Source organism: Streptomyces sp. NPDC055013, assembly GCF_053608645.1.
The window spans coordinates 12,764-35,508 of record NZ_JBSGVW010000051.1; the positions used below are offsets into that span (position 1 = coordinate 12,764).

The window sequence follows — 22,745 nt, forward strand, 5'->3', positions numbered from 1 at the left end:
GAAGGGGCGGTCCGATGAGGGCCGCCCCTTCGACGTGTGCGCAAATACCTCTTGCCGCTACTTCTTCTTGCCGCGCTTCTCGCGCACCCGCACCGAGATGTGGATCGGCGTGCCGTCGAAGCCGAACTCCTCACGCAGCCGGCGTTCGATGAAGCGGCGGTAGCCCGCCTCGATGAAGCCCGAGGCGAAGAGCACGAACCGCGGGGGCTTGACGCCGGCCTGGGTGCCGAACAGGATGCGGGGCTGCTTGCCGCCGCGGATCGGGTGGGGGTGGGCGGCGACCAGCTCGCCGAGGAAGGCGTTGAGCCGCCCGGTCGGGACCCGGGTCTCCCAGCCCGCGAGGGCCGTCTCGATCGCCGGGACCAGCTTCTCCATGTGGCGGCCGGTGGACGCCGAGACGTTCACCCGGGGCGCCCAGGCGACCTGGCCGAACTCGGTCTCGATCTCCCGCTCCAGGTAGTAGCGGCGCTCCTCGTCGAGGGTGTCCCACTTGTTGTAGGCGATGACCATCGCGCGGCCCGCCTCGACGGCCATCGTCACGATGCGCTGGTCCTGGACCGAGATGGACTCGGAGGCGTCGATCAGGATGACCGCCACCTCGGCTTTCTCGACGGCGGCCGCGGTGCGCAGCGAGGCGTAGTAGTCGGCGCCCTGCTGGAGGTGGACCCGCTTGCGGATGCCCGCCGTGTCGACGAACTTCCAGGTCACGCCGCCCAGTTCGATGAGCTCGTCGACCGGGTCACGGGTGGTGCCGGCCAGCTCGTTGACGACGACGCGCTCCTCGCCCGCCACCTTGTTCAGCAGGGAGGACTTGCCGACGTTCGGGCGGCCGATGAGCGCGATCCGGCGGGGGCCGCCGATCCCGGCGCCGCCGAAGGTCTGCTCGGGCGCGTCCGGCAGGGCCTCCAGAACGGAGTCCAGCATGTCGCCGGTTCCACGGCCGTGCAGCGCGGAGACCGGGTGCGGCTCGCCGAGGCCCAGGGACCACAGGTAGGTCGCGTCGGCCTCGCCGCTGGGGCCGTCCACCTTGTTGGCGCACAGCACCACGGGCTTGCCGGCCTTGCGCAGCAGTCGTACGACGGCCTCGTCGGTGTCGGTGGCGCCCACCTTGGCGTCGACGACGAAGACGACGGCGTCGGCGGCCTCGATCGCGTACTCGGCCTGGGCGGCCACGGAGGCGTCGATGCCGAGGACGTCCTGCTCCCAGCCGCCGGTGTCGACGACCTTGAAGCGGCGGCCGGCCCACTCGGCCTCGTAGGTCACCCGGTCGCGGGTGACGCCGGGCTTGTCCTCGACGACGGCCTCGCGGCGACCGATGATGCGGTTCACGAGAGTCGACTTGCCGACATTCGGCCGGCCGACGACGGCGAGGACGGGCAGCGGTCCGTGACCGGCCGCCTCGATGGCACCCTCGACGTCCTCGAGGTCGAAGCCCTCTTCCGCGGCGAGCTCCATGAACTCCGCGTACTCGGCGTCGCCAAGCTCTCCGTGGTCGTGCCCGTCGGGCGAGCCCTCGGAGTGGATGTGGTCGTTCATGAAGTCCGTACCTCGTCGTTCATCGTGGTGATCGGTGGACCGCGCGGCTGTCGCCCTGCTGATCCACTACTCAGTGTCGCCTAGCGACCGGTCAGTCGCCTTGCGTTTTCCAGGTGCGCGGTGAGCTGCTTCTGGATGCGTTCGGTCGCCTCGTCGAGCGCCTTGCGGGTACGCCGTCCGCTGCCGTCGCCCGCCTCGAAGGGGTCGCCGTACACGACGTCGACGCGGTGGCGCAGCGGCGGCAGCCCCTTCATCAACCGTCCCCGCTTCTCGGAACTTCCCAGCACCGCGACCGGGACGACGGGCGCCCCGGCGCGCACGGCGAAGTAGGCGAGCCCGGCACGCAGCGAGGCGAAGTCGCCCTCACCGCGGGTGCCCTCGGGGAAGATGCCGAGGACGCCGCCGTTGGACAGCACGTCGAGGGCCTGCGTTATCGCCGTGCGGTCGGCGGAGTGGCGGTCCACCTTCAGCTGGCCGATGCCGGTCAGGAAGGGGTCGAGCGGGCCGATGAAGGCTTCCTTCTTGATCAGGAAGTGCACGGGCCGGGGCGACACGCCCATCACCATCGGCCCGTCGATGTTGTGGCTGTGGTTGACCGCGAAGATCACCGGCCCGGTCGGGGGCACCTTCCAGGCACCCAGGACCCGGGGCCGCCACAGTCCGTACATCAGGCCGACGCCGATGCGCCGCCCGACGTCGGCACCTCTCTCGGAAGGTGGGATCACTTTCCGGCTCGCTTCTCCTCGACGAGCGTCACGACGCACTCGATGACCTGCTGCAGCGTGAGCTCGGTGGTGTCCACCTCGACCGCGTCGTCCGCCTTGGCGAGCGGCGAGGCCTTGCGGCTGGAGTCGGCCGCGTCCCGCTTCAGCAGCGCCTCACGGGTCGTGTGCACGTCGGCGCCCTTCAGCTCACCGCTGCGGCGGGCCGCGCGGGCCTCCGGGGAGGCGGTGAGGAAGATCTTCAGGTCGGCGTCGGGCAGCACGGTCGTACCGATGTCACGGCCCTCGACGACGATGCCGACCTCCGCGGAGGTCGCCAGGGAGCGCTGCAGCTCGGTGATCCGGGCCCGCACGTCGGGCACCGCGCTGACCGCGCTGACCTGGGAGGTGACCTCCTGGGTGCGGATCGGGCCGGACACGTCGGTGCCGTCGACGGTGATCGTCGGGTTGCCCGGCTCGGTGCCGGAGACGATCTCCGGCTTGCCGGCCACGGCGGCGATCGCAGTCGGGTCCTCGATGTCGATCCCGTTGGCCACCATCCACCAGGTGATCGCCCGGTACTGGGCGCCGGTGTCGAGGTAGCTCAGCCCGAGCTGCGCGGCAACGGCCTTCGACGTGCTCGACTTGCCCGTGCCGGAGGGGCCGTCGATGGCGACAATCACGGGCTTGGCGGCACCGTTTTCCACGGGAGGACACCTTCCAGATGCGGTGTGACGGGAGTGTGGGGACGCGAGGGCGCCCCGCACAAGGTTACTGGGTGCGCGTCACTCGTCCGGCCGCCCGTGAGCCGACGGGGCTGCCACGGGGCCAGGGCGGTGGGGGTCGGGCCCCTACTGACGGATCGCCCAGCCCCGCTCCCGCAGCGCCGCCGACAACACCGGCGCCGCCTTCGGCTCCACCATCAGCTGGACCAGACCCGCCTGCTGCCCGGTCGCGTGCTCGATCCGTACGTCCTCGATGTTGACCCCGGCCAGCCCCGCGTCGGCGAAGATCCGCGCCAGCTGTCCCGGCTGGTCGTCGATCAGCACGGCGACGACCTCGTAGATCCGAGGAGCCGCCCCGTGCTTGCCGGGGACGCGTACCTGCCCCGCGTTCCCCCGCCGCAGCACGCCCTGGATGCCGGACGTGCCCTCCAGCCGCTTGTCCTCGTCGGAGGACTGCAGCGCCCGCAGCGCCCGCACCGTCTCCTCCAGGTCGGTCGCGACATCGGTGAGCAGGTCGGCGACGGGCCCGGGGTTCGCGGAGAGGATGTCGATCCACATCCCGGGATCGGAGGCCGCGATCCGCGTCACATCACGGATGCCCTGACCGCACAGCCGGACGGCCGTCTCCTCGGCGTTCTCCAGACGTGCGGCGACCATGCTGGACATCAGGTGCGGCATGTGGGACACGAGGGCCACCGCACGGTCGTGGGCGTCGGCGTCCATCACCACGGGCACGGCCCGGCAGTGCGAGACCAGCTCCAGGGCGAGGTTCAGCACCTCGGTGTCGGTGTCGCGGGTCGGCGTCAGCACCCAGGGGCGGCCCTCGAAGAGGTCGGCGCTTGCCGCCAGGGGGCCGGACTTCTCACGCCCCGACATGGGATGCGTACCGATGTACGACGACAGGTCGAGCCCGAGCGCCTCCAGCTCACGGCGTGGCCCGCCCTTGACGCTGGCCACGTCGAGGTAGCCGCGGGCCACGTCCCGGCGCATGGCGTCGGCGAGCACGCCGGCCACGTGCGCGGGCGGGGCGGCGATGATCGCGAGGTCGACGGGGCCGTCGGGCACCTCGTCCGTGCCGGCGCCGAGCGCGGCCGCCGTGCGGGCCTGCTCGGGGTCGTGGTCGGCGAGGTGGACGACGACGCCCCGACCCGCCAGCGCGAGGGCGGCGGACGTGCCGATGAGGCCGGTGCCGATGACGAGTGCGGTTCTCACTGGGCGATGTCCTTGCGCAGGGCGGCCGCGGCACCGAGGTAGACGTGCGCGATGTCGGCGCGGGGCATGTCGGACTCGATGTGCGCGAGGACCCGTACGACCCGGGGCATGGCGCCCTCGATGTCCAGTTCCTGGGCGCAGATCAGCGGTACGTCGGCGAAGCCGTTGCCGAGCTTGCGGGCGGCGGCTGCCGGGAAGTCGCTGTGCAGGTCGGGCGTGGCCGTGAACCAGATGCTGATCAGATCGTCCGCGGTGAGGTCGTTCCGCTCCAGGATCGCGGTGAGCAGGGCCCCGACCTGCTCGTCCATGTGGCCGGCCTCGTCCCGCTCCAGTTGGACGGCCCCCCGGACCGCTCGTACCGCCACGACGCTGCTCCTTGCTGACGTACGGATCGACTCTTCGGCTGTCCAGCCTAGTCAGCCCGGGTGCGGCCCAGGCATGTCGCCCGCCCGCTGAGACACCGGCATCCGAGATGCACGTTTTACAGCACTCAGTACCGGCTTGCTTCTTCTTTGCTGCTTTAAGTGCAAAGATGCTGTTGATCCGCTTGGAGCGCTTCCGCCCCCTGGTTCTTCCGCACTTTCGGAGTGACGACATGACCTACCGTCCGACGCGGCGCACGATCCTCATCGCGACCGGCGTGACGGGTGCGACGGCGCTCGTCGCCGGCTGCGGTGATTCCGACGGCGACGGCGACACGTCGCCGACCTCGACCACCGTCTCCCCCGGCCAGGACGGCCAGGACGGCGAAGAGCTGGCCGACACGTCCGACATCCCGGTGGGCGGCGGCACGATCTTCAAGGAGGAGAAGGTCGTGGTAACCCAGCCCGAGCAGGGCGAGTTCAAGGCCTTCTCCGCCATCTGCACCCACCAGCAGTGCCTGGTCGGCAGCGTTTCGGACGGGACGATCAACTGCCCGTGCCACGGCAGCAAGTTCAACATCACGGACGGCGCGGTGGCCAACCCGCCGGCCACGAAGCCGCTGCCCGCGAAGAACATCGTCGTGGAGGGAAATTCGATCCGGCTGGTATGATCCGCCGCGTACGCTCCGGGCCATGCACCCCGAGACCCTGGTCCGCGACCACACGATCTACGCCTGTGTGATGGGCTCGCGCGCCTTCGGTCTGGCGACGGACGGCAGCGACACCGACCGCCGGGGTGTGTTCCTCGCCCCCACGCCGCTCTTCTGGCGCTTCGACAAGCCGCCGACGCACATCGACGGCCCGCGGGAGGAGCAGTTCAGCTGGGAACTCGAGCGCTTCTGCGAGCTCGCCCTGCGCGCCAACCCGAACATCCTGGAGTGCCTGCACTCCCCGCTCGTGGAGCATGTCGACGACACGGGCCGCGAGCTGCTCACCCTGCGCGAGGCGTTCCTGTCCCGCCAGGCCTTCGAGACGTTCACGCGCTACGCACTGGGCCAGCGCAAGAAGCTGGAGGCGGACGTCCGCTCCCACGGCGCCCCGCGCTGGAAGCACGCGATGCACCTCCTGCGCCTCCTGACGAGCGCCCGCGACCTGCTGCGCAGCGGCCACCTGACGATCGACGTGGGTGACGGGCGCGAGGCACTGCTGGAGGTCAAGCGCGGCGAGGTCCCCTGGCCGGAGGTCGAGTCCCGGATGACCCGCCTGGCGAGGGAGGCGGAGGAGGCCGTCCCCCACAGCCCGCTCCCGGCCGAGCCGGACCACCGCCGGGTCGAGGACTTCCTGATCCGCGTCCGCCGCGCCTCAGCTCTCCAGCCGGGTCCGTACGACGAGGGCGTGCAGGGCGTCGAAGGCGCTCGGGGCGTCGGGCAGCGCTGAGGCCGCCTGCGCCTCGTCCAGCACACCGTGCAGCCGCTCGACGTCGGCCGCCACACGCGCGTGCTCGACGTCGGCGGGCCCGTACTCCCGCTCCGCCTTGGCCGCGATCAGCTCCGGCAGATAGCCGGGCGCGTCGGCCTCCCCGTCCGAGGCAACCTCCCCGACCAGCGTGGGCAGATGCGGCTGCACTTCACCGCTGCGCATGAGATGGATGCCGGTGAGCAGCACCCGGAAGGTGTAGAGCAGCGGCTTGAGTTCGCCGGTCTTCTCGAAGAGCCGCCACTGCGTCCCGGCGAAACCCCGGTAGTGATGGGCGTGGTGGCTGGTGAGGACGCCGGGCGCCAGCTCGGCCAGCTCCCGGTGCGCGTCCGTGGTGTGCACGACGAGCGGCGAGAGCAACTGCTCCAGCACATAGCCGTTGCGGCGCAGCATCAGCCGTACGAACTTGCGCAGGTCGTGCGTGACCAGGTCCATCTCGACGCCGTCGCGGACCCACATCCGTGACCGCGTCTCGTCCGGCTCCCGCAGCCCGACGAGGTCGGCGGCCGGCAGCAGGTGCACGCCCCGCAGGTCCACGTCCGAGTCGCGCGACGGAAAGCCGTACAGATGCGCGCCGGAGACGGTCGCGAACAGCACCGGGTCGGGCTGCTCGGCGACGACGGGCGTGAGGTCGATGTCCAGGGCGTCGATCATCCGTCAAGCGTCCCAGAGCGCCCCGAGGGTCAGCAGATCACCCCGGTACTCGATCCGGTCCGCCCACGGGGTCGGCCAGGCGTCGGCGCCCAGATACGCGCCCGCGTAGGCCCCCGCCAGACACGCGATCGAGTCCGAGTCGCCCGACGTGCAGGCGGCCCGGCGCAGCGCCGTCAGCGGCTCGTCGACGAACCACAGGAAGCACAACAGGCCGGTGGCCATGGCCTCTTCGGCGATCCAGCCCTCGCCGGTGGCCAGGCACGGATCGGTCTCGGGCGAGACGGTCCGTACGGCGTCCTGGACCCGGTCCAGGACGCCCAGGCACTCGTCCCAGCCTCGCGTGATGAAGTGCTCGGCGGTGGGGTCCTGGCTGCGGGTCCACAGGTCGCCGAGCCAGCGCTCGTGGTAGCGGGTGCGGTTCTCGTAGGCGTACGACCGCAGCAGCCCGACCAGTCCGGTCGGCTCGGCGCCCTGGGCGAGCAGTCGTACGGCGTGCGCGGTCAGGTCGGAGGCGGCGAGGGCCGTCGGGTGCCCGTGGGTGAGGGCGGACTGCAACTGGGCGGCGCCCGCGCGCTGTTCGTCGCTGAGGCCGGGGACGAGCCCGAGCGGCGCGACGCGCATGTTGGCGCCGCAGCCCTTGGAGCCGATCTGGCTGGCGTCCTGCCACGGCATGTCGGTGCGCTCCAGCAGGTCACAGGCCCTGAGGCAGGTGTTGCCGGGAGCGCGGTTGTTCTCCGGTGAGCGATTCCACGCGACGAACTCCGCGCGAACCGGCTCCACCATGGCCGCGGGCCCGAGTACGCCCAGATCCATCGCCGTCCGCAGCCCCTTCCCCAGCGCCAGGGTCATCTGGGTGTCGTCGGTGACGACGGCCGGCGTCGGCAGGTCCATCTCGCGCCACGGCCCGCACTTGGCGAGGATCGACGGCACGTCGTTGAACTCGGTCGGGAAGCCGAGCGCGTCCCCGAGGGCGAGGCCGAGCAGGGCGCCGGTGGCGGCGCGCTTGCGGACGGTGGTCGTGGTCATGCGGGGCGTCCTTCCGGGGTGGGCCGCAGCAGGGGCGGGTGGAGGGTGGCGGCGCTGCCCGCGCGGTACAGCGCGGCCGGCTTGCCGCGACCGCCGGTGAGCCGGGCCGCGCCGGGCACGGGTTCGACGAAGCCCGGCGTGGCGAGCACCTTGCGGCGGAAGTTGGGCCGGTCGAGGGCGGTGCCCCACACCGTCTCGTAGACCTGTTGCAGCTCGCCGAGCGTGAACTCGGGTGGGCAGAAGGCGGTGGCGAGGCCGGCGTACTCGAGCTTGGCGCCGACGCGTTCATGGGCGTCGGCCAGGATCCGGTCGTGGTCGAAGGCGAGCGGACCCGCCGAGTCGTACGGCACCCAGCGCGCCTGCGCGGCGTCGCTGCCGCCGTGCGGTTCGGGCGGGTGGGGCAACAGGGCGGTGAAGGCCACCGTCACGACCCGCATCCGGGGGTCGCGGTCGGGTTCGCTGTAGGTCCGCAGTTGCTCCAGATGCAGTCCGGAGACGTCCGACAGGCCGGTCTCCTCGGCGAGTTCACGCCGGGCGGCGGTCTCTGCCGGCTCGTCCGGCTGCACGAACCCGCCGGGGAGCGCCCAGTGGCCCTGGTACGGCTCCTGCCCGCGCTCGACCAGCAGGACGTGCAGGGCGCCGTCGCGGATGGTGAGGACGGCCAGGTCGGCGGTGACGGCGAAAGGTTCGTGGGCGTACTTGTCGTAGTCCATGCGACCCCACCCCCTTAATGGTCAGTACGACTATAAAGGGGGTGGGGTGAGTGCCGCAATGCCTGACCCGGCAATGGCGGAGGACGATCAGCGGGACGACGCGGCAGCCGTACCCGACGGCAGACCGGGATCAGTCCGGAACGGAATCGCGGCGGCCCAGGAAGGCCAGCAGCCGGACGTCGGCACGCGCGCGGGGCGGCACCTCGACCGGCACGCCGAACCGCACACCCCGGTCCTCCTCCGCGACCACACACCGGGCGATGCCGAGCAGCTCGGCCGCGAGCGGGAGCGGGATGGGCCGGGGCCGGCCGCAGGCCTGGGCGACGTCCCACCCGTGCACGGCGATCTCGACGGCGCCCACCGCGGCCATCACCCGCACGTCCAGCGGCCGTTCACCGACGAGGACACGCTCCTCGGTGGGCCCGGCCGACCAGGCGCCGAGCACCGCGCACGCGCGCGTGCGGAAGCCGCAGGCCCGGTCGGCACGCGGGAGCAGCCCGATCCGGCCGCCGGTCAGGCCCTCGTACAGCGCGTCCAGCGAGTCGTCGAGATGCCCGAGCAGCTCCCCGAGGTCCCACTCGGCGCACGGCGTCCCCTGCGTCAGGCTCGCGGACTCGGCCCCGGCGACGCTGCCCAGTGCATAGGCGAGCGAGCGCTCCAGCAGTTCCCCGGAATTCATGACGGCTCCTCGGGCAGCCCGGAGCGGTCGAGCGCGTCGGGCAGCGACCGGCTCCGCGGAAAGTCCGTCACAGGGGCCCTCAGTGGCTCCTCAGACACCTCGGCGGGCCCGCCGAGCCCCGCAAGCAGCGGACGGCACGCACGGCCCTCCAGCGCCGTCACACACGTGTTGCCGGCGATCAGCTCCCGCCGGTACCGGTCGGTCAGCCGGACCAAGTCGTCACGGTCCGCAGTGGTCGTCCTCATCCCCGCTCCCTCCGTCACCCATACAGACCGGCGGAGCGGTGAAAACGAATCGGCCGGCCCCGGAGCACATCCGGAACCGGCCGATTCGCGCGCGTGGGACCGAGGTCCGGCCTACAGATCGACTTCCTTCATCAGCATGCCGACCTCGGTGTTCGACAGCCGCCGCAGCCAGCCCGACTTCTGGTCGCCGAGCGTGATCGGGCCGAAGGCGACGCGCACGAGCTTGTCGACCGGGAAGCCCGCCTCGGCGAGCATCCGGCGCACGATGTGCTTGCGGCCCTCGTGCAGGGTGACCTCGACCAGGTAGTTCTTGCCGGTCTGCTCGACGACCCGGAAGTGGTCCGCGCGTGCGTACCCGTCCTCCAGCTGGATGCCGTCCTTGAGCTGCTTGCCCAGGTCACGCGGGATCGGGCCCACGATGTGCGCGAGATAGACCTTCTTCACGCCGTACCTGGGGTGGGTCAGCCGGTGGGCCAGCTCGCCGTGGTTGGTGAGCAGGATGACGCCCTCGGTCTCGGTGTCGAGCCGCCCGACGTGGAAGAGCCGCGTCTCCCGGTTGGTGACGTAGTCACCGAGGCACTGCCGCCCCTCGTTGTCCTCCATCGTCGAGACGACACCGGCGGGCTTGTTCAGCGAGAAGAACTGGTACGACTGCGTCGCGACCGTCAGGCCGTCGACCTTGACCTCGTCCTTCTCCGTGTCGACGCGCTTGCCCTGCTCGAGGACGATCTCGCCGTTGACCTCGACCCGGGCCTGCTCGATCAGCTCCTCGCAGGCCCGCCGCGAGCCGTAGCCCGCGCGCGCGAGGACCTTCTGCAGCCGCTCGCCCTCCTGCTCGGCGCCCGGGAAGGTCTTGGGCAGCTTGACGTCCTTCTTGCCGGCGTAGCGCTCGCGGTTGCGCTCCTCGGCCCGCGCGTCGTACTCGCGGGAACTCGCAGGAGCCGTACGCCCGCGCCCGGTGCCCTGGCCCTGCCTGGGGCCGCCCTTGGCGCCGCCGCGCGCCGAGGCGCCCCGCCCTGACTTCGGGCCGTCCGGGGAGGCGCCGGGGCCCACGTCGTAGCGCCGCTCCTCCGGGCGCGGCTTCTTCGGCCGGCCGCCCTGCTTGTCGTCGCGGTTGTTACCGGCGCCGCGGTGGTTACCGCGGCCGCCGCTGCTTCCGCCGCGGCCGCCGCTGTTGCCACCACGGCTCCCGCCGTTGTTTCCGCTGCTGTTCCTGCCGCTGCTGCTTCGCATCAAAGTTCCGTCTGGTCGTCTACGTCGTCGGTGCCCCGGGGTGCCGGGACGCCCGGACCGTCATCGGGAGCGTCCGGGTCGAACGACGGAACGCCTTCCTGGGTCTCGGCCTCGATCGCCTCCGCCTCCGGGAGGAAGGGCGCGAGCTCCGGGAGCTCGTCCAGACCGCGCAGGCCCATCCGCTCCAGGAAGTAGTTCGTCGTCCTGTACAGGATCGCACCTGTTTCGGGTTCCGTGCCCGCCTCCTCGACCAGCCCGCGCTGCAGGAGGGTGCGCATCACACCGTCACAGTTCACTCCGCGCACGGCCGAGACCCGGCTACGGCTGACCGGCTGGCGGTACGCGACGACCGCGAGCGTCTCCAGGGCGGCCTGCGTGAGCCGGGCCGTCTGGCCGTCGAGCACGAGCCGTTCGACGGCGGCCGCGTACTCGGCGCGGGTGTAGAAACGCCAGCCGCCGGCCACGAACCGCAGCTCGAAGCCTCGCTTCTGGACGGCGTACTCGTCGGCCAGCTCCCGCAGGGCGTCGGCGATCTGCCGGCGGGGCCGCTCCAGGAGCTTCGCGAGGCGCTCCTCGGTCGCGGGCTCGTCCACGACCATGAGCATCGCCTCCAGGGCGGGCTTCAGGTCGAGGTCCGCGACGCCGCGCAGTCCGGCCGGAAGCTCGGTGGTCTCCTCACTCACGCCTTCTTCTCCTCCTTGGGCAGCTCGGGCGGGCGGTCGAACTCGTCGGTCACCAGGGGCGCCTCGTCCCCCTCCCCACCGGTCCACCGCACGATGAGCTCACCGAGAGCGATCTCCTGGTCGAGGGCGACGGCCTTCTCGCGATAGAGCTCCAGCAGAGCCAGGAATCGCGCTACGACGGTGAGGGTGTCGTCGGTGTCCTCGACCAGGGAACGGAAGCTGGCCTCGCCGCACTCCTTCAGCCGCGCGACGACGATCCCGGCCTGCTCCTGCACGCTGACGAGCGGCGCGTGGATGTGATCGACGTACACCTGCGGCTTGGGCTTGGGCTGCATCGCCTTGACCGCGAGTCTGGCGAATCCTTCCGCCCCGATGCTGATGACGACCTCGGGCAACAGCTCGGCGTGATGCGGCTCCAGCCCGACGGTCCGCGGATAGCGCCGGGCCTCGTCGTCCAGCCGCCGGCTGAAGATGTCGGCGATCTGCTTGTACGCCCGGTACTGCAGCAGCCGCGCGAACAGCAGGTCCCTGGCTTCCAGCAGCGCGAGATCTGCCTCGTCCTCCACCTCGGCGGCGGGCAGCAGCCGCGCCGCCTTGAGGTCGAGCAAAGTCGCCGCGACGACAAGGAACTCGGTCGTCTCGTCGAGATCCCAGTCGGGCCCCATCGCCTTGATGTGCCCCATGAACTCGTCGGTCACCTTGGACAACGCCACTTCGGTGACATCGAGCTTGTGCTTGGAGATCAGCTGGAGGAGGAGGTCGAAGGGGCCCTCGAAGTTGGAGAGGCGGACCTTGAAGACACCGTCGTCGGGTTCTCGGGGGTCGGAGGCCGCTTCCGCGGGCGCGGGTTCGGCAGTGGCCGGCACGTGGTCATCGCCGCCGCCGTCGTGCCCACCGGTGGGATCCGCAGTCTCAACCTCGGGCGGGGACTCGCTCTCCGCCCGAGGCGGAACAGGCACCGTCTCCCCGGGAGGCAGCGGTACCGGCTCAACGGGCGGAGCCACAGGTGCCGCGCCCGGTCCCCGCCCCAGCGCACGCCGCCGCCCGCCGGAGGCACCGGCGCCGGGGGCGGGAACGTCGTTCGAGGTCATAGCCCCCGCAGGCTACCGCTACCGCCCGCGAAGCCGTCGTACCAGGATGCTGGCGTCTCCCCGGCTCTCCAGATCCGCGAGCACCACGGCCACCGCCTCGCGGACGATCCGCCCGCGGTCGACGGCCAGCCCGTGCTCACCGCGGAGCACCAGACGCGCGTGCTCCAGATCCATGAGCTCCTCGGCGGAGACGTACACGGTGATCTTCTCGTCGTGCCGCTCACGGCCACTGGGCCGGCGCGATGCCTGCCGTCCCCGCTTGCGCGGCGCGGCGGAGGCGGAGGCGGCGGCAGAAGCAGCCGCACCGGACGAGGCAGAGCCGCCGACGGAGTTCGCGGACGCCCCGGCAGAACCTTCCTGCGCCCCCTGATGCCGAGCGGAGCGCTCCGCGGCGGCGGCCCGGCTGCGCGATTCACCGGCGTCCACGGACTCGGCGTCGGCCGCCACATGCTCCGCGCCGTCACCGTCGCCGCCCTGCGCGGGCACCGACTGCGGCGCGTCCTCAGCGGCGGCGTTGTCGCTCTCCCCCGCGGGAGCCGGCACCCGGGCCTCGCCGTTGGCCGGGCGCCGGGGAGTGGACGGCTGGAGCGCCATACCCCCTGTCGTACGGAACAGTTCGTCGGCCCCCGGCAGACTCACTCGGCGTGACACCGGGCGAGCACCTCCCTGGCGAGCTGACGATAGGCGGCGGCGCCGACGGAGTTGGAGGCGTACGTGGTGATCGGCTCACCGGCGACCGTGGTCTCCGGGAAGCGGACCGTGCGCCCGATGACCGTGTGGTACACGTGGTCGTCGAACGCCTCGACCACCCGGGCCAGGACCTCGCGGCTGTGGACCGTGCGCGAGTCGTACATCGTGGCCAGGATCCCGTCGAGCTCCAGCTCCGGGTTGAGCCGCTCCTGGACCTTCTCGATGGTCTCCGTCAGCAGTGCGACGCCGCGCAGGGCGAAGAACTCGCACTCCAGGGGCACGATCACCTTGTGGGCCGCTGTCAGCGCGTTCACCGTGAGCAGGCCCAGCGAGGGCTGGCAGTCGATCACGATGAAGTCGTAGTCCGGCAGCAGCGGCTTGAGGGCGCGCTGGAGTGTGGACTCGCGCGCGACCTCGCTCACCAGCTGGACCTCGGCGGCCGACAGGTCGATGTTGCTCGGGAGCAGGTCCATGTTCGGGACCGCTGTCTTCAGGAGCACCTCGTCGGCCGACATGCCCCGCTCCATGAGCAGGTTGTAGACCGTGAGGTCGAGCTCCATCGGATTGACGCCGAGGCCGACCGAGAGCGCGCCCTGAGGGTCGAAGTCGACGAGCAGGACCCGGCGTCCGTATTCCGCGAGCGCGGCACCCAGGTTGATGGTCGACGTCGTCTTGCCGACGCCGCCCTTCTGGTTGCACATCGCGATGATCTTCGCGGGGCCGTGGTCGGTCAGCGGACCCGGGATCGGGAAGTACGGCAGCGGACGCCCGGTCGGGCCGACGCGCTCGCGGCGCTGCCGGGCAGCGTCGGGCGCGAGCGTGGCCGCGTACTCGGGGTCTGGCTCGTACTCCGCGTCGGGGTCGTAGAAGTGCCCGTCGGGCAGTTCGTCGTAGGCGGCGAGTTGGTTGTGGGGCGCGCCACTTCCGTCGCCGGCCATGGCGTTCACGTGATGGCCATCCATGCTCTGGTGTGCTGTCTGAGTCACCCCTGTGCTCCGGTGACCCTGATGGGCTGCGAAGGTGCGCACCGCAACGGAGCCGACAGCCTCGAATCCCGCGGGACCCTGGTCCCGTACCGGCATTCCTGGTTGACCACCCCCGGGAGAAAATGTCGACTCATTCACAAGTCGTCTTACCTCCTTGGTGACCAGGAAACTTCTAGACAGGTCAGCGTTGCACCATGCTGACGGTTGGCGACTCTATGGCGTGTCGGTGGTCCGCAGCAACACAATCCGCCGGACCGAGCAGATGTGTCGACAATGAAACATCCCTCTGTCAAGGGCGTACGGCCGTCGCACAGCAGGTTTCACGGGTGTGCGAATCGGTCGAAGGGTTGCGTTCGAGGCGAGTTGACCGAGAGTCGCAAAGTGACCATACACACATCCGGCCGGACCTTTTCGGGCAAGGTCCGGCCGGGTGCGTGCGGTTGACGACCTGTGTTGACGTATCGCCTTTACCAGAAAGTGACTTAGCCGATCGGCTCAGCCGAGCAGCGAGGCGAGCTCCACGTGCTCCAGGCCGTGCGCCTCCGCGACCTGCCGGTAAACCACCTTGCCGTCATGCGTGTTGAGGCCCCTGGCCAGCGCGGGGTCACGGCGCAGCGCCTCGACCCAGCCGTGGTTGGCCAGTTCGATGATGTACGGCAGCGTGGCGTTGGTCAGCGCGTAGGTGGAGGTGTTGGGCACCGCACCGGGCATGTTGGCGACGCAGTAGAAGACCGAGTTGTGGACCGGGAAGGTCGGCTCGGCGTGCGTGGTGGGACGCGAGTCCTCGAAGCAGCCGCCCTGGTCGATCGCGATGTCGACAAGAACACTTCCGGGCTTCATCCGGGACACCAGCTCGTTGGTGACGAGCTTCGGGGCCTTGGCGCCCGGGATGAGGACGGCACCGATGACGAGGTCGGCCTCGAGGCAGGCCTTCTCCAGCTCGAAGGCGTTGGAGACGACGGTCTGGATCTTCGTGCCGAAGACCTTGTCCGCCTCCTTGAGCTTGTTGATGTCCTTGTCGAGCAGGGTCACGTGGAAGCCCATGCCGATGGCGATCTGCGCGGCGTTCCAGCCGGAGACACCGCCGCCGATGACGACGGCCCGGCCAGCCAGCACGCCGGGGACACCGCCGGGCAGGACACCGCGGCCGCCGTTCGCGGCCATCAGGTGGTAGGCGCCGACCTGCGGGGCGAGGCGGCCCGCGACCTCGGACATGGGGGCGAGCAGCGGCAGGGCCCGGGTGGGCAGCTCGACCGTCTCGTAGGCGATCGCGGTGGTGCCGGACTCGATGAGCGCGTCCGTGCACTCCTTGGAGGCGGCCAGGTGCAGGTAGGTGAAGAGCGTCTGGTCCTTGCGGAGGCGGTGGTACTCCTCGGCGATGGGCTCCTTGACCTTCAGCAGCAGGTCGGCGGCGGCCCACACCTCGTCGGCGGTCGGGAGGATCTGGGCGCCGGCGGAGACGTACTCGCTGTCCGGGATCGACGAGCCGACACCGGCGCCCTGCTCGATGACGACCTGGTGGCCGTGGCGCACCAGCTCGTGCACGCCTGCGGGGGTGATGGCCACCCGGAACTCGTTGTTCTTGACCTCGCGGGGGATGCCGACCTTCACGTCGATCACGGTCCTTGGCTCAGAGGGTGTGGGGCATTACAAGACATACCCAGGCATGCGGGGGCACACCGGGAGACACCGCGAAGAAGGTGCGGCAGAGCCAGTCTAATGAAGGTGTTCTCGCTGTCTAGCCTTTCATTGCATCAATCTTCTGCGGATGTACTACGGATTTCGCAGGCGTTAGGTCCCTGTTCCGGCTCGAAACCCTCTTGTACGGGCTCAGACGCGGCCGCATCGGAGTCCTCAGGCTCCTCTCCCAGCATCCGCTCGGCGGCGCCTCGGTGCAGCTGCGCCGCCGCGGGATCGCCGAGGTGCTCCAGCGTGTCGGCGAGCCGCAGATGCAGTGCGCCCTGCAGCCGTACGTCCTCGGCACGCCGCGCCCACTCCACCGCCTCCTGGCAGGTACGCAGCGATTCCTCGGGACGGCCGGCGTACTCCTGGACCCGCGCCAGCTCGCTCAACGCCCTGGCATGACCGGCGACATCGCCGTTCTTGCGGTGCCCGGTGACCGCCGACCGCCAGTTGCGCAGCGCGTCGCCGTACCGTCCCGCGTAGGTGTGCGCCTCGGCGATACGGCCGTACAGCCGGGCGGCGTCCGCCCGCTCGCCGCGGGCCAGCCGCTCGGCCAGCGCGCGGCCGAACCAGTCCGCGGCCCGGTCGTAGTCCCCGAGCTCCAGATGGGCGCCGCCTACGGATTCCATCGCGCGGCCGGTCGCATACGGGTCATTTGCTTCCCACCCGGCGTCCAGCGCGGCCCGGAACCGCACCAGCGCCTCCCGGGTACGTCCCGTCCGGGCGTCGAGATCGCCGAGGTTCAGCAGGGCCGCGGCCTTCTCGCGGGGCAGCTGCCGGCGCTCGGCCACGTCGAGGACCAGGCCGTGGATGTCGTACAGGTCACCGGCGGCCGCCTGGGCGCCGAAGTGGGCGGCCATCGCCCTGACCAGCTGGGACATCAGGCGCCTTGCGAGCGTGTCCAGCTCCCCGTCGGCGACCGCGGCCCGGGCCGCGGCCAGCAGGGCGGGTCTGCGGATACCGAGCCACTCGGCGGCTGCCCGGGGGTTGGGGAAGCGCAGGGCGCGCGGCATGCCGAGGAGCTTCTGCCGGGTCTCGGGGTTGTCGGTCTCGGTGATCGCGCGGCAGGACTGCAGCAGCCGTACGGTCCGCTCCAGCATCCGGGCGCGGGCGAGCTGCAGCTCGGCGGGGCGGTCCTGGGTCTCGGTGAGGGCCCGCAGAAGCCGGTGCAGACAGGCCGGGACCTCGTACTGCGGCAGCGGCGAGTCGACGGTCTGCAGCAGGCCGAGGGCGACGAGGTCGTCCAGGGTGGCGCGGGCCCCGTCCACCGAGGAGCCGGCGAGCGCGGAGGCGGTGTGCGGGTCGACGAGGCCGCCGGGGGCCAGCGAGAGCAGCCGCAGTATCCGGGCGGCCGGGGTCGGCAGCCCCGCGTAGGCGAGCCGGAAGACCCTGCCGAGCGGTGTGCCGTCCTCGCCCTCGGCGTGCAGCTGCTTGGCGAGGTCGGCGACGGCCGCCTTGGGCCGGGCCGCGAGCCAGCCGCCGGCCAGCATCAGGGCGGCCGGCTGGCCCTGGCACACCTCCACCAGGTCCTCGGCGGCCCGCGGGTCGACCGTGATGCGCACCGAGCCGGCGTGCCGGGACAGCAGTTCCACGGCCGACTTGGTGTCGAGGCCGCCGAGCGTGCAGGGCCGTACGTCCGAGATCCCGGTCAGCGGGCCGCCGGAAACCGCGACGGCCAGACACTCCGGGGTGTCCGGCAGCAGGGCGTCGACCTGCTCGGCACGGGCCGCGTCGTCGAGCAGCAGCAGGACCCGGCGGTCGGCCAGGGACTCGCGGAGCACCGCCGTGAGGTCGTCCTCGGCGGCGCCGGCCGGTGCCGGCCGGTCCAGGGCGGTGAGCAGCTCGCGGGCGGTGCGCTCGACGGGGACGGGAGTGCCGTCGGGCTCGCTCAGGCGGGCCCGCAGCACGCCGTCGCCGTAACGGTCCGCCACCTGCCGTACGAGCTCCTCGGCGAGCGCCGTACGTCCCGAGCCGGGGCGGCCCGCGATGAGCAGGACGCGCGCGCGTGGTGCCTTGCGGCCGGAGAGGGTGTCGAGGCCCGCCCGCTCGATGTCGGCGAGGAGTTCCTTCAACTCGCGTGTACGGCCCAGGAATTGGCGCCCGGCGGAAGCCTGCGGCAACGCCTGCACGCCGCCTGTGTCCACGACCTGATCCGTCACGGGCCACACTCCCGTCCCACGCACGCGCAAGCCCGCCGGGACTCCGGTTCGGGCGTAATCAGAGCCTAGTTCACGCTCTGCTACGTTCCGGGCGGAGCGTGGCGGGCACGGCGAGGACGTCCCTCGATCGGATCAGCAGATCTTCACACCGATGGCGGGGCGGTTTTCGTTCGGGACGCGCAGTCCTGTTGGTTCAGGACTCGAAGGGGCGCGCCGGCCAGGGCGCCTCCGCCGGGCGCAGCGCGTCGAGCCCGTCGCCGTTACGCGCGGCGACCAGCGACAGCACGCCCACGACGAGGCAGTTGTTGTGCACCTCGCCCGCGAGCACGCCCCGGACCAGCTCGTCGACCGGCACGCGCGCGTGCTCCATGTCGGCCTCCTCGTCCTCCACCTCGAAGCGCTCGCCCTCGGCCTCGGACAGATCACGGGCGAGGAAGATCCGTACGGCCTCGTCGCAGCCGCCGGGGGTGGTGTAGACGTCGGTCAGCACCCGCCAGTCCCCGGCCTTGACGTGGGCCTCCTCGTACAGCTCGCGCTGGGCGGCGTGCAGCGGGTTCTCGCCGGGGATGTCGAGCAGGCCGGCCGGGATCTCCCAGAGCTTCTGCCGCACCGGGTGGCGGTACTGCTTGATGAGCAGGACACGGTCCTCGGTGTCCAGGGCGAGGACGGCCACGGAGCCCGGGTGGACCTGGTAGTCGCGGCGGACGACCGAGCCGTCGGGCATGACCACGTCGTCCGTGCGGACGGAGGTCTTGTTGCCCACGAAGGGGGTGTCCGTCGCCCGGATCTCCCACTCCTGCGGGGTGTCCTTGATCGTCATGCCCTTGCCTTTCCACACGCTTTCAAAAAGAACCCGCCAAAGAAAACCGGGGTGCGCACCTTTGAAGGTTTGCACCCCGGCCACCGTACAACTGGTGTGTTACTTCGAATTCTTACGCTCGACAGCGGCCTTGACGAGCCCGGCGAACAGCGGGTGCGGGCGCGTCGGTCGCGAGCGCAGCTCCGGGTGGGCCTGCGTGGCCACCAGGTAAGGGTGGACCTCGCGCGGGTACTCCACGTACTCGACGAGCTTGCCGTCGGGCGACGTGCCGGAGAACAGGATGCCCGCCTTCTTCTCCAGCTCCGCCCGGTAGGCGTTGTTCACCTCGTACCGGTGACGGTGCCGCTCCTCGACGTACTCCTTGCCGTCGTACACCTCGCGCACGATCGAGCCCTCGGCCAGCTTGGCCGGGTACATGCCGAGGCGCATGGTGCCGCCCATGTCGCCCTCACCGGCGACGATGTCGAGCTGCTCGGCCATCGTCGAGATGACGGGGTGGGAGGTGGCCGGGTCGAACTCGGTGGAGTTGGCGTCGCCGATGTCGGCGAGGTTGCGGGCCGCCTCGACCACGATGCACTGCAGGCCCAGGCACAGGCCGAGCAGCGGGATCTTGTTCTCGCGGGCGTACTTGATGGCGCCGACCTTGCCGAGCACGCCGCGGTCGCCGAAGCCGCCGGGGATGCAGATGGCGTCCACGTCGGCGAGCTGCTGCTTGGCGCCGGCCGGGGTCTTGCAGTCGTCGGACGTGACCCACTTGATCTTCACGCGGGCCTTGTTGGCGAAGCCGCCGGCACGCAGCGCCTCGGTCACCGACAGGTAGGCGTCGGGCAGGTCGATGTACTTGCCGACCAGCGCGAGGGTGATCTCGTGGTCGGGGTTGTGGACGCGGTCGAGCAGGTCGTCCCAGGTCGTCCAGTCCACGTCACGGAACGGCAGGTCCAGCTTTCGGACTACATAGGCGTCCAGGCCCTCGCCGTGCACGGTCTTCGGAATGTCGTAGATGGAGCGGGCGTCGGGGCAGGCCACCACGGCCGCCTCGTCGACGTCGCACATCAGCGAGATCTTGCGCTTGATCGCGGTCGGTACCTCACGGTCGCAGCGCAGCACGATCGCGTCTGGCTGGATACCGATGTTCCGCAGAGCCGCAACCGAGTGCTGGGTCGGCTTCGTCTTCAGCTCCCCCGAGGGGCCGATGTACGGCAGGAGCGAGATGTGGACGACGAAGACGTTGTCACGACCGACCTCGTGACGGACCTGGCGGACGGTCTCCAGGAACGGCAGCGACTCGATGTCGCCGACCGTGCCGCCGACCTCCGTGATCACGACGTCGACCTCGTCCGTCGCCATGCGGCGGATGCGGTGCTTGATCTCGTTGGTGATGTGCGGGATGACCTGCACGGTGTCGCCGAGGTACTCGCCGCGCCGCTCCTTGGCGATCACGGTGGAGTACACCTGGCCGGTGGTGACGTTCGCGGATCCGTCCAGGTCACGGTCGAGGAACCGCTCGTAGTGGCCGATGTCCAGGTCGGTCTCGGCGCCGTCGTTGGTGACGAACACCTCGCCGTGCTGGAAGGGGTTCATCGTGCCAGGGTCGACATTGAGGTACGGGTCCAGCTTCTGCATGACCACCCGCAGGCCCCGTGCCTTCAGCAGCATGCCGAGGCTGGAGGCCGTCAGGCCCTTGCCGAGCGAGGAGGCGACACCCCCGGTGACGAAGATGTGCTTGGTCGTCGTGGCTGCGTTGTGTCGAAAAGCAGCGGGCGGCATGGCCAAGAGGGGGCTCCCGTGGTCGCGATCTTGAAGTGCGGTTCGGGGGTCTCTGACGCCCACCGGTCCACGGGCTACCAGGGTATCAGCGACCGAGACCGATGGCTTCCGGCCACGCTCCGCACACGAGTCACCACGAACCTGCACAGGTATCGCGGTTTCTCACCCGTTGCTCACCCGTTCGGCCGACCCGGGTTGTCCGGAGCGGCACGCAGATCATCTACGTGCGTCGTATCCTGCTCGGACATTCGCTGCCGAGCCCGGCCGGCAACACGGCACCACCCCTCGCCCGTAACCACCGGAACAACGAGAGCTCGTCAGTTCGTTGAGCAGAGATTGTCGAGAAGCGACTGTCGTTTTGCCTCACGGCGCAGACGGCTGCTTTGCTTCACCGCTCGACGACGCATTACAACCACCCCTTGACCGCACTAAGCGAGAGCCCCCTTGGCAGAGAAGGGGGTGACGTGGCCGTTCGACTGGAGTTGCACGTGGCCGGGCGCATCGAAGACTACGCACTCATCGGAGACATGCAGACCGCAGCACTGGTCTGCCGGGACGGCACAGTCGACTGGCTGTGCCTGCCCCGCTTCGACTCGCATGCCATCTTCGCCGGCCTGCTGGGCACCGAAGAACACGGTTTCTGGCGGCTCGGTCCGGCTCACGCGTCCGACGCCGAACCGCCCACCGCGGCCCGGCGCAGCTACCGCGGCGACTCGCTGATCCTGGAGTCCGAGTGGGACACGCCGCGCGGCACGGTCCGGGTGATCGATTTCATGCCCCCGCGTGACGGGGCGCCCCAGCTGATCCGGATCGTGGAGGGCGTCTCGGGCCGGGTGCCGATGCGCTCGGCGCTGCGGATGCGTTTCTCGTACGGCCGGGTCGTGCCGTGGGTGCACAAGCACGAGGGCCGTACGGTGGCCGTCGCCGGCCCGGACTCCGTGTGGTTCGACACGGAGGCCGAGACGTACGGCAAGTCGCTGACGACGTACTCGGACTTCACGGTCGCCCCGGGTGAGCGGATCGCGTTCACCATCTCCTGGGAGCCCTCGCACAAGCAGCCGCCGGCGCTGCCGGAGCCGGAGCAGTCGCTGGAGGCGACCGAGGACTTCTGGCGGGAGTGGGTCGAGCACTGTACGTACCACGGCCCGTACCGCGAGGCGGTGGTCCGCTCGCTGATCACGCTGAAGGCGCTGACGTACGCCCCCACGGGCGGCATCGTCGCCGCTCCGACGACCTCCCTGCCCGAGGACATCGGCGGCGTCCGCAACTGGGACTACCGCTACACCTGGCTGCGCGACGCGGCCATCACGCTGTCCTCGCTGCTGCGCACCGGCTACCGCGAGGAGGCCCGCGCGTGGCGGGAGTGGCTGCTGCGGGCGGTCGCGGGCGACCCGGAGAACCTGCAGATCATGTACGGCATCGCGGGCGAGCGCGAGCTGGGCGAGGCCGAGCTGGACTGGCTGCCCGGCTACGAGAACTCCGCGCCGGTCCGGGTCGGCAACGGCGCCGCGCACCAGCTCCAGCTGGACGTGTACGGCGAGGTCACCGAGGCCCTGCACCTGGCCCACATGACGGGCCTGGCCCGCAACGACTACGCCTCGCTGCTCCAGCTGAAGCTGATCCGCTACCTGGAGGACCACTGGGACGAGCCGGACGAGGGCATCTGGGAGGTGCGCGGCCCGCGCCGCCACTTCGTGCACTCGAAGGTGATGGCCTGGGTCGCCGTCGACCGCACCATCAAGCTCATCGAGTCCGGCGACGCGGACGGCCCGCTGGAGCGCTGGCGCGAGCTGCGCGACGACATCCACCGGGACGTGTGCGAGAAGGGCTACGACAAGGAGCGCAACACGTTCACGCAGTCGTACGGCTCGAAGGAGCTGGACGCCTCCCTGCTGCTGATCCCGCAGATGGGCTTCCTGCCGCCGGACGACAAGCGCGTCATCGGGACCATCGAGGCGATCCAGCGCGAGCTGTCGACCTCGGACGGCTTCATCCTGCGCTACCCGACGCAGGGCGAGGACGAGGGCGTCGACGGCCTCCCCGGTGACGAGGGCGCCTTCCTCGCCTGCTCGTTCTGGATGGCGGACGACCTGGCGATGATCGGCCGCGTCGACGAGGCCCGCAAGCTGTTCGAGAAGCTGCTGTCGCTGCGCAACGACCTCGGTCTGCTGGCCGAGGAGTGGGACCCGCACCTGCAGCGCCAGGTCGGCAACTTCCCGCAGGCCTTCAGCCACGTCCCGCTGATCGACACCGCGCTGCGGCTGACGGCGTCCGGGGCGTACGGCGGCTGAACAGGACTGCCGT

The 22,745-nt window shown here is 70.7% G+C and carries 22 protein-coding genes and 1 pseudogene; 4 read left to right on the forward strand and 19 right to left on the reverse strand.

Annotation, left to right across the window (positions count from 1 at the left end; all coding sequences use genetic code 11):
* Positions 1 to 57: 57 nt before the first annotated feature.
* From der to aroH, 5 genes are all read right to left on the reverse strand, one after another.
* Positions 58 to 1,536, reverse strand: coding sequence for a ribosome biogenesis GTPase Der (der, locus tag ACWGDB_RS38490; RefSeq protein ID WP_453826716.1), 1,479 nt, complete (start codon positions 1,534 to 1,536; stop codon positions 58 to 60).
* 80 nt (positions 1,537 to 1,616) lie between these two features.
* Complete coding sequence (locus ACWGDB_RS38495) at positions 1,617 to 2,300, reverse strand: lysophospholipid acyltransferase family protein (protein ID WP_453826717.1); 684 nt, start codon at positions 2,298 to 2,300, stop codon at positions 1,617 to 1,619.
* Entirely contained in the window at positions 2,258 to 2,944 is a 687-nt protein-coding gene (cmk, locus tag ACWGDB_RS38500; protein ID WP_453826718.1) for a (d)CMP kinase, read from the reverse strand. The genes ACWGDB_RS38495 and cmk overlap by 43 nt, the downstream gene beginning before the upstream one ends.
* Positions 2,945 to 3,088: 144 nt before the next feature.
* Positions 3,089 to 4,174 (reverse strand): prephenate dehydrogenase, encoded by a 1,086-nt coding sequence (locus ACWGDB_RS38505; protein ID WP_453826719.1) that lies wholly within the window; start codon positions 4,172 to 4,174, stop codon positions 3,089 to 3,091.
* The gene (gene aroH, locus ACWGDB_RS38510; RefSeq protein WP_453826720.1) at positions 4,171 to 4,539 is read right to left on the reverse strand and encodes a chorismate mutase; all 369 of its coding nucleotides are present in this window, start codon (positions 4,537 to 4,539) and stop codon (positions 4,171 to 4,173) included. The genes ACWGDB_RS38505 and aroH overlap by 4 nt, the downstream gene beginning before the upstream one ends.
* Positions 4,540 to 4,646: 107 nt before the next feature.
* Between aroH and ACWGDB_RS38515 the strand changes: the two are divergent.
* The 3 genes and pseudogenes from ACWGDB_RS38515 to ACWGDB_RS38525 all read left to right on the forward strand — a co-directional run.
* A pseudogene (locus tag ACWGDB_RS38515) lies at positions 4,647 to 4,694 on the forward strand (hypothetical protein); the annotation flags it as partial.
* A gap of 75 nt (positions 4,695 to 4,769) precedes the next feature.
* Positions 4,770 to 5,207, forward strand: a complete 438-nt coding sequence (locus tag ACWGDB_RS38520) for a Rieske (2Fe-2S) protein (protein ID WP_453826743.1) — start codon at positions 4,770 to 4,772, stop codon at positions 5,205 to 5,207.
* 22 nt (positions 5,208 to 5,229) lie between these two features.
* Positions 5,230 to 5,973, forward strand: coding sequence for a nucleotidyltransferase domain-containing protein (locus ACWGDB_RS38525; protein ID WP_453826721.1), 744 nt, complete (start codon positions 5,230 to 5,232; stop codon positions 5,971 to 5,973).
* Here ACWGDB_RS38525 and ACWGDB_RS38530 read toward each other — a convergent pair.
* The 14 genes from ACWGDB_RS38530 to ACWGDB_RS38595 form a co-directional block, all read right to left on the reverse strand.
* Positions 5,899 to 6,666 carry a nucleotidyltransferase domain-containing protein gene (locus tag ACWGDB_RS38530; protein WP_453826722.1) on the reverse strand — a complete coding sequence of 256 codons (768 nt, stop codon included), beginning with the start codon at positions 6,664 to 6,666 and terminating at the stop codon, positions 5,899 to 5,901. The two genes, ACWGDB_RS38525 and ACWGDB_RS38530, sit on opposite strands and share 75 nt — an antisense overlap.
* A gap of 3 nt (positions 6,667 to 6,669) precedes the next feature.
* Entirely contained in the window at positions 6,670 to 7,692 is a 1,023-nt protein-coding gene (locus ACWGDB_RS38535; RefSeq protein ID WP_453826723.1) for an ADP-ribosylglycohydrolase family protein, read from the reverse strand.
* On the reverse strand, positions 7,689 to 8,405 hold the full coding sequence (locus ACWGDB_RS38540; protein WP_453826724.1) for an NUDIX hydrolase: 717 nt from the start codon (positions 8,403 to 8,405) through the stop codon (positions 7,689 to 7,691). Before ACWGDB_RS38540 ends, ACWGDB_RS38535 begins: the two co-directional genes overlap by 4 nt.
* A gap of 130 nt (positions 8,406 to 8,535) precedes the next feature.
* On the reverse strand, positions 8,536 to 9,084 hold the full coding sequence (locus ACWGDB_RS38545; protein WP_453826725.1) for a TIGR03086 family metal-binding protein: 549 nt from the start codon (positions 9,082 to 9,084) through the stop codon (positions 8,536 to 8,538).
* Positions 9,081 to 9,329, reverse strand: a complete 249-nt coding sequence (locus tag ACWGDB_RS38550) for a hypothetical protein (RefSeq protein ID WP_453826726.1) — start codon at positions 9,327 to 9,329, stop codon at positions 9,081 to 9,083. Before ACWGDB_RS38550 ends, ACWGDB_RS38545 begins: the two co-directional genes overlap by 4 nt.
* A 111-nt stretch (positions 9,330 to 9,440) precedes the next feature.
* Entirely contained in the window at positions 9,441 to 10,562 is a 1,122-nt protein-coding gene (locus ACWGDB_RS38555; protein WP_453826727.1) for a pseudouridine synthase, read from the reverse strand.
* The gene (scpB, locus tag ACWGDB_RS38560) at positions 10,562 to 11,245 is read right to left on the reverse strand and encodes an SMC-Scp complex subunit ScpB (protein WP_383615351.1); all 684 of its coding nucleotides are present in this window, start codon (positions 11,243 to 11,245) and stop codon (positions 10,562 to 10,564) included. Before scpB ends, ACWGDB_RS38555 begins: the two co-directional genes overlap by 1 nt.
* Positions 11,242 to 12,336 carry a segregation and condensation protein A gene (locus ACWGDB_RS38565; RefSeq protein WP_453826728.1) on the reverse strand — a complete coding sequence of 365 codons (1,095 nt, stop codon included), beginning with the start codon at positions 12,334 to 12,336 and terminating at the stop codon, positions 11,242 to 11,244. The genes scpB and ACWGDB_RS38565 overlap by 4 nt, the downstream gene beginning before the upstream one ends.
* Positions 12,337 to 12,354: 18 nt before the next feature.
* On the reverse strand, positions 12,355 to 12,987 hold the full coding sequence (locus ACWGDB_RS38570) for a hypothetical protein (protein ID WP_453826729.1): 633 nt from the start codon (positions 12,985 to 12,987) through the stop codon (positions 12,355 to 12,357).
* Complete coding sequence (locus ACWGDB_RS38575; protein WP_328428706.1) at positions 12,972 to 14,108, reverse strand: ParA family protein; 1,137 nt, start codon at positions 14,106 to 14,108, stop codon at positions 12,972 to 12,974. Before ACWGDB_RS38575 ends, ACWGDB_RS38570 begins: the two co-directional genes overlap by 16 nt.
* A 399-nt stretch (positions 14,109 to 14,507) precedes the next feature.
* Positions 14,508 to 15,632: an alanine dehydrogenase gene (ald, locus tag ACWGDB_RS38580; protein ID WP_383615342.1), complete on the reverse strand. Its 1,125-nt coding sequence runs from the start codon at positions 15,630 to 15,632 to the stop codon at positions 14,508 to 14,510.
* A gap of 134 nt (positions 15,633 to 15,766) precedes the next feature.
* On the reverse strand, positions 15,767 to 17,854 hold the full coding sequence (locus tag ACWGDB_RS38585; RefSeq protein ID WP_453826730.1) for a tetratricopeptide repeat protein: 2,088 nt from the start codon (positions 17,852 to 17,854) through the stop codon (positions 15,767 to 15,769).
* Positions 17,855 to 18,047: 193 nt separating this feature from the next.
* Positions 18,048 to 18,674, reverse strand: coding sequence for an NUDIX domain-containing protein (locus ACWGDB_RS38590; RefSeq protein WP_383615336.1), 627 nt, complete (start codon positions 18,672 to 18,674; stop codon positions 18,048 to 18,050).
* A 99-nt stretch (positions 18,675 to 18,773) separates the two neighbouring features.
* On the reverse strand, positions 18,774 to 20,441 hold the full coding sequence (locus ACWGDB_RS38595) for a CTP synthase (protein WP_453826731.1): 1,668 nt from the start codon (positions 20,439 to 20,441) through the stop codon (positions 18,774 to 18,776).
* A gap of 488 nt (positions 20,442 to 20,929) precedes the next feature.
* Here ACWGDB_RS38595 and ACWGDB_RS38600 point away from each other — a divergent pair, with 488 nt between their 5' ends.
* On the forward strand, positions 20,930 to 22,732 hold the full coding sequence (locus ACWGDB_RS38600; protein ID WP_362381366.1) for a glycoside hydrolase family 15 protein: 1,803 nt from the start codon (positions 20,930 to 20,932) through the stop codon (positions 22,730 to 22,732).
* The last annotated feature ends 13 nt before the right edge of the window (positions 22,733 to 22,745 follow it).

Excerpts from the sequence above, each read along its gene's own strand:
- ACWGDB_RS38540 (WP_453826724.1), bottom strand. The coding sequence starts at position 8,405 with ATGGACTACGACAAGTACGCCCACGAACCTTTCGCCGTCACCGCCGAC.
- ACWGDB_RS38565 (WP_453826728.1), bottom strand. The coding sequence starts at position 12,336 with ATGACCTCGAACGACGTTCCCGCCCCCGGCGCCGGTGCCTCCGGCGGG.
- ACWGDB_RS38575 (WP_328428706.1), bottom strand. The coding sequence starts at position 14,108 with ATGCCGGTACGGGACCAGGGTCCCGCGGGATTCGAGGCTGTCGGCTCC.
- ACWGDB_RS38530 (WP_453826722.1), bottom strand. The coding sequence starts at position 6,666 with ATGATCGACGCCCTGGACATCGACCTCACGCCCGTCGTCGCCGAGCAG.
- ACWGDB_RS38590 (WP_383615336.1), bottom strand. The coding sequence starts at position 18,674 with ATGACGATCAAGGACACCCCGCAGGAGTGGGAGATCCGGGCGACGGAC.
- ACWGDB_RS38525 (WP_453826721.1), top strand. The coding sequence starts at position 5,230 with ATGCACCCCGAGACCCTGGTCCGCGACCACACGATCTACGCCTGTGTG.
- ACWGDB_RS38520 (WP_453826743.1), top strand. The coding sequence starts at position 4,770 with ATGACCTACCGTCCGACGCGGCGCACGATCCTCATCGCGACCGGCGTG.
- ACWGDB_RS38595 (WP_453826731.1), bottom strand. The coding sequence starts at position 20,441 with ATGCCGCCCGCTGCTTTTCGACACAACGCAGCCACGACGACCAAGCAC.
- der (WP_453826716.1), bottom strand. The coding sequence starts at position 1,536 with ATGAACGACCACATCCACTCCGAGGGCTCGCCCGACGGGCACGACCAC.
- ACWGDB_RS38535 (WP_453826723.1), bottom strand. The coding sequence starts at position 7,692 with ATGACCACGACCACCGTCCGCAAGCGCGCCGCCACCGGCGCCCTGCTC.
- ACWGDB_RS38550 (WP_453826726.1), bottom strand. The coding sequence starts at position 9,329 with ATGAGGACGACCACTGCGGACCGTGACGACTTGGTCCGGCTGACCGAC.
- ACWGDB_RS38555 (WP_453826727.1), bottom strand. The coding sequence starts at position 10,562 with ATGCGAAGCAGCAGCGGCAGGAACAGCAGCGGAAACAACGGCGGGAGC.
- ACWGDB_RS38545 (WP_453826725.1), bottom strand. The coding sequence starts at position 9,084 with ATGAATTCCGGGGAACTGCTGGAGCGCTCGCTCGCCTATGCACTGGGC.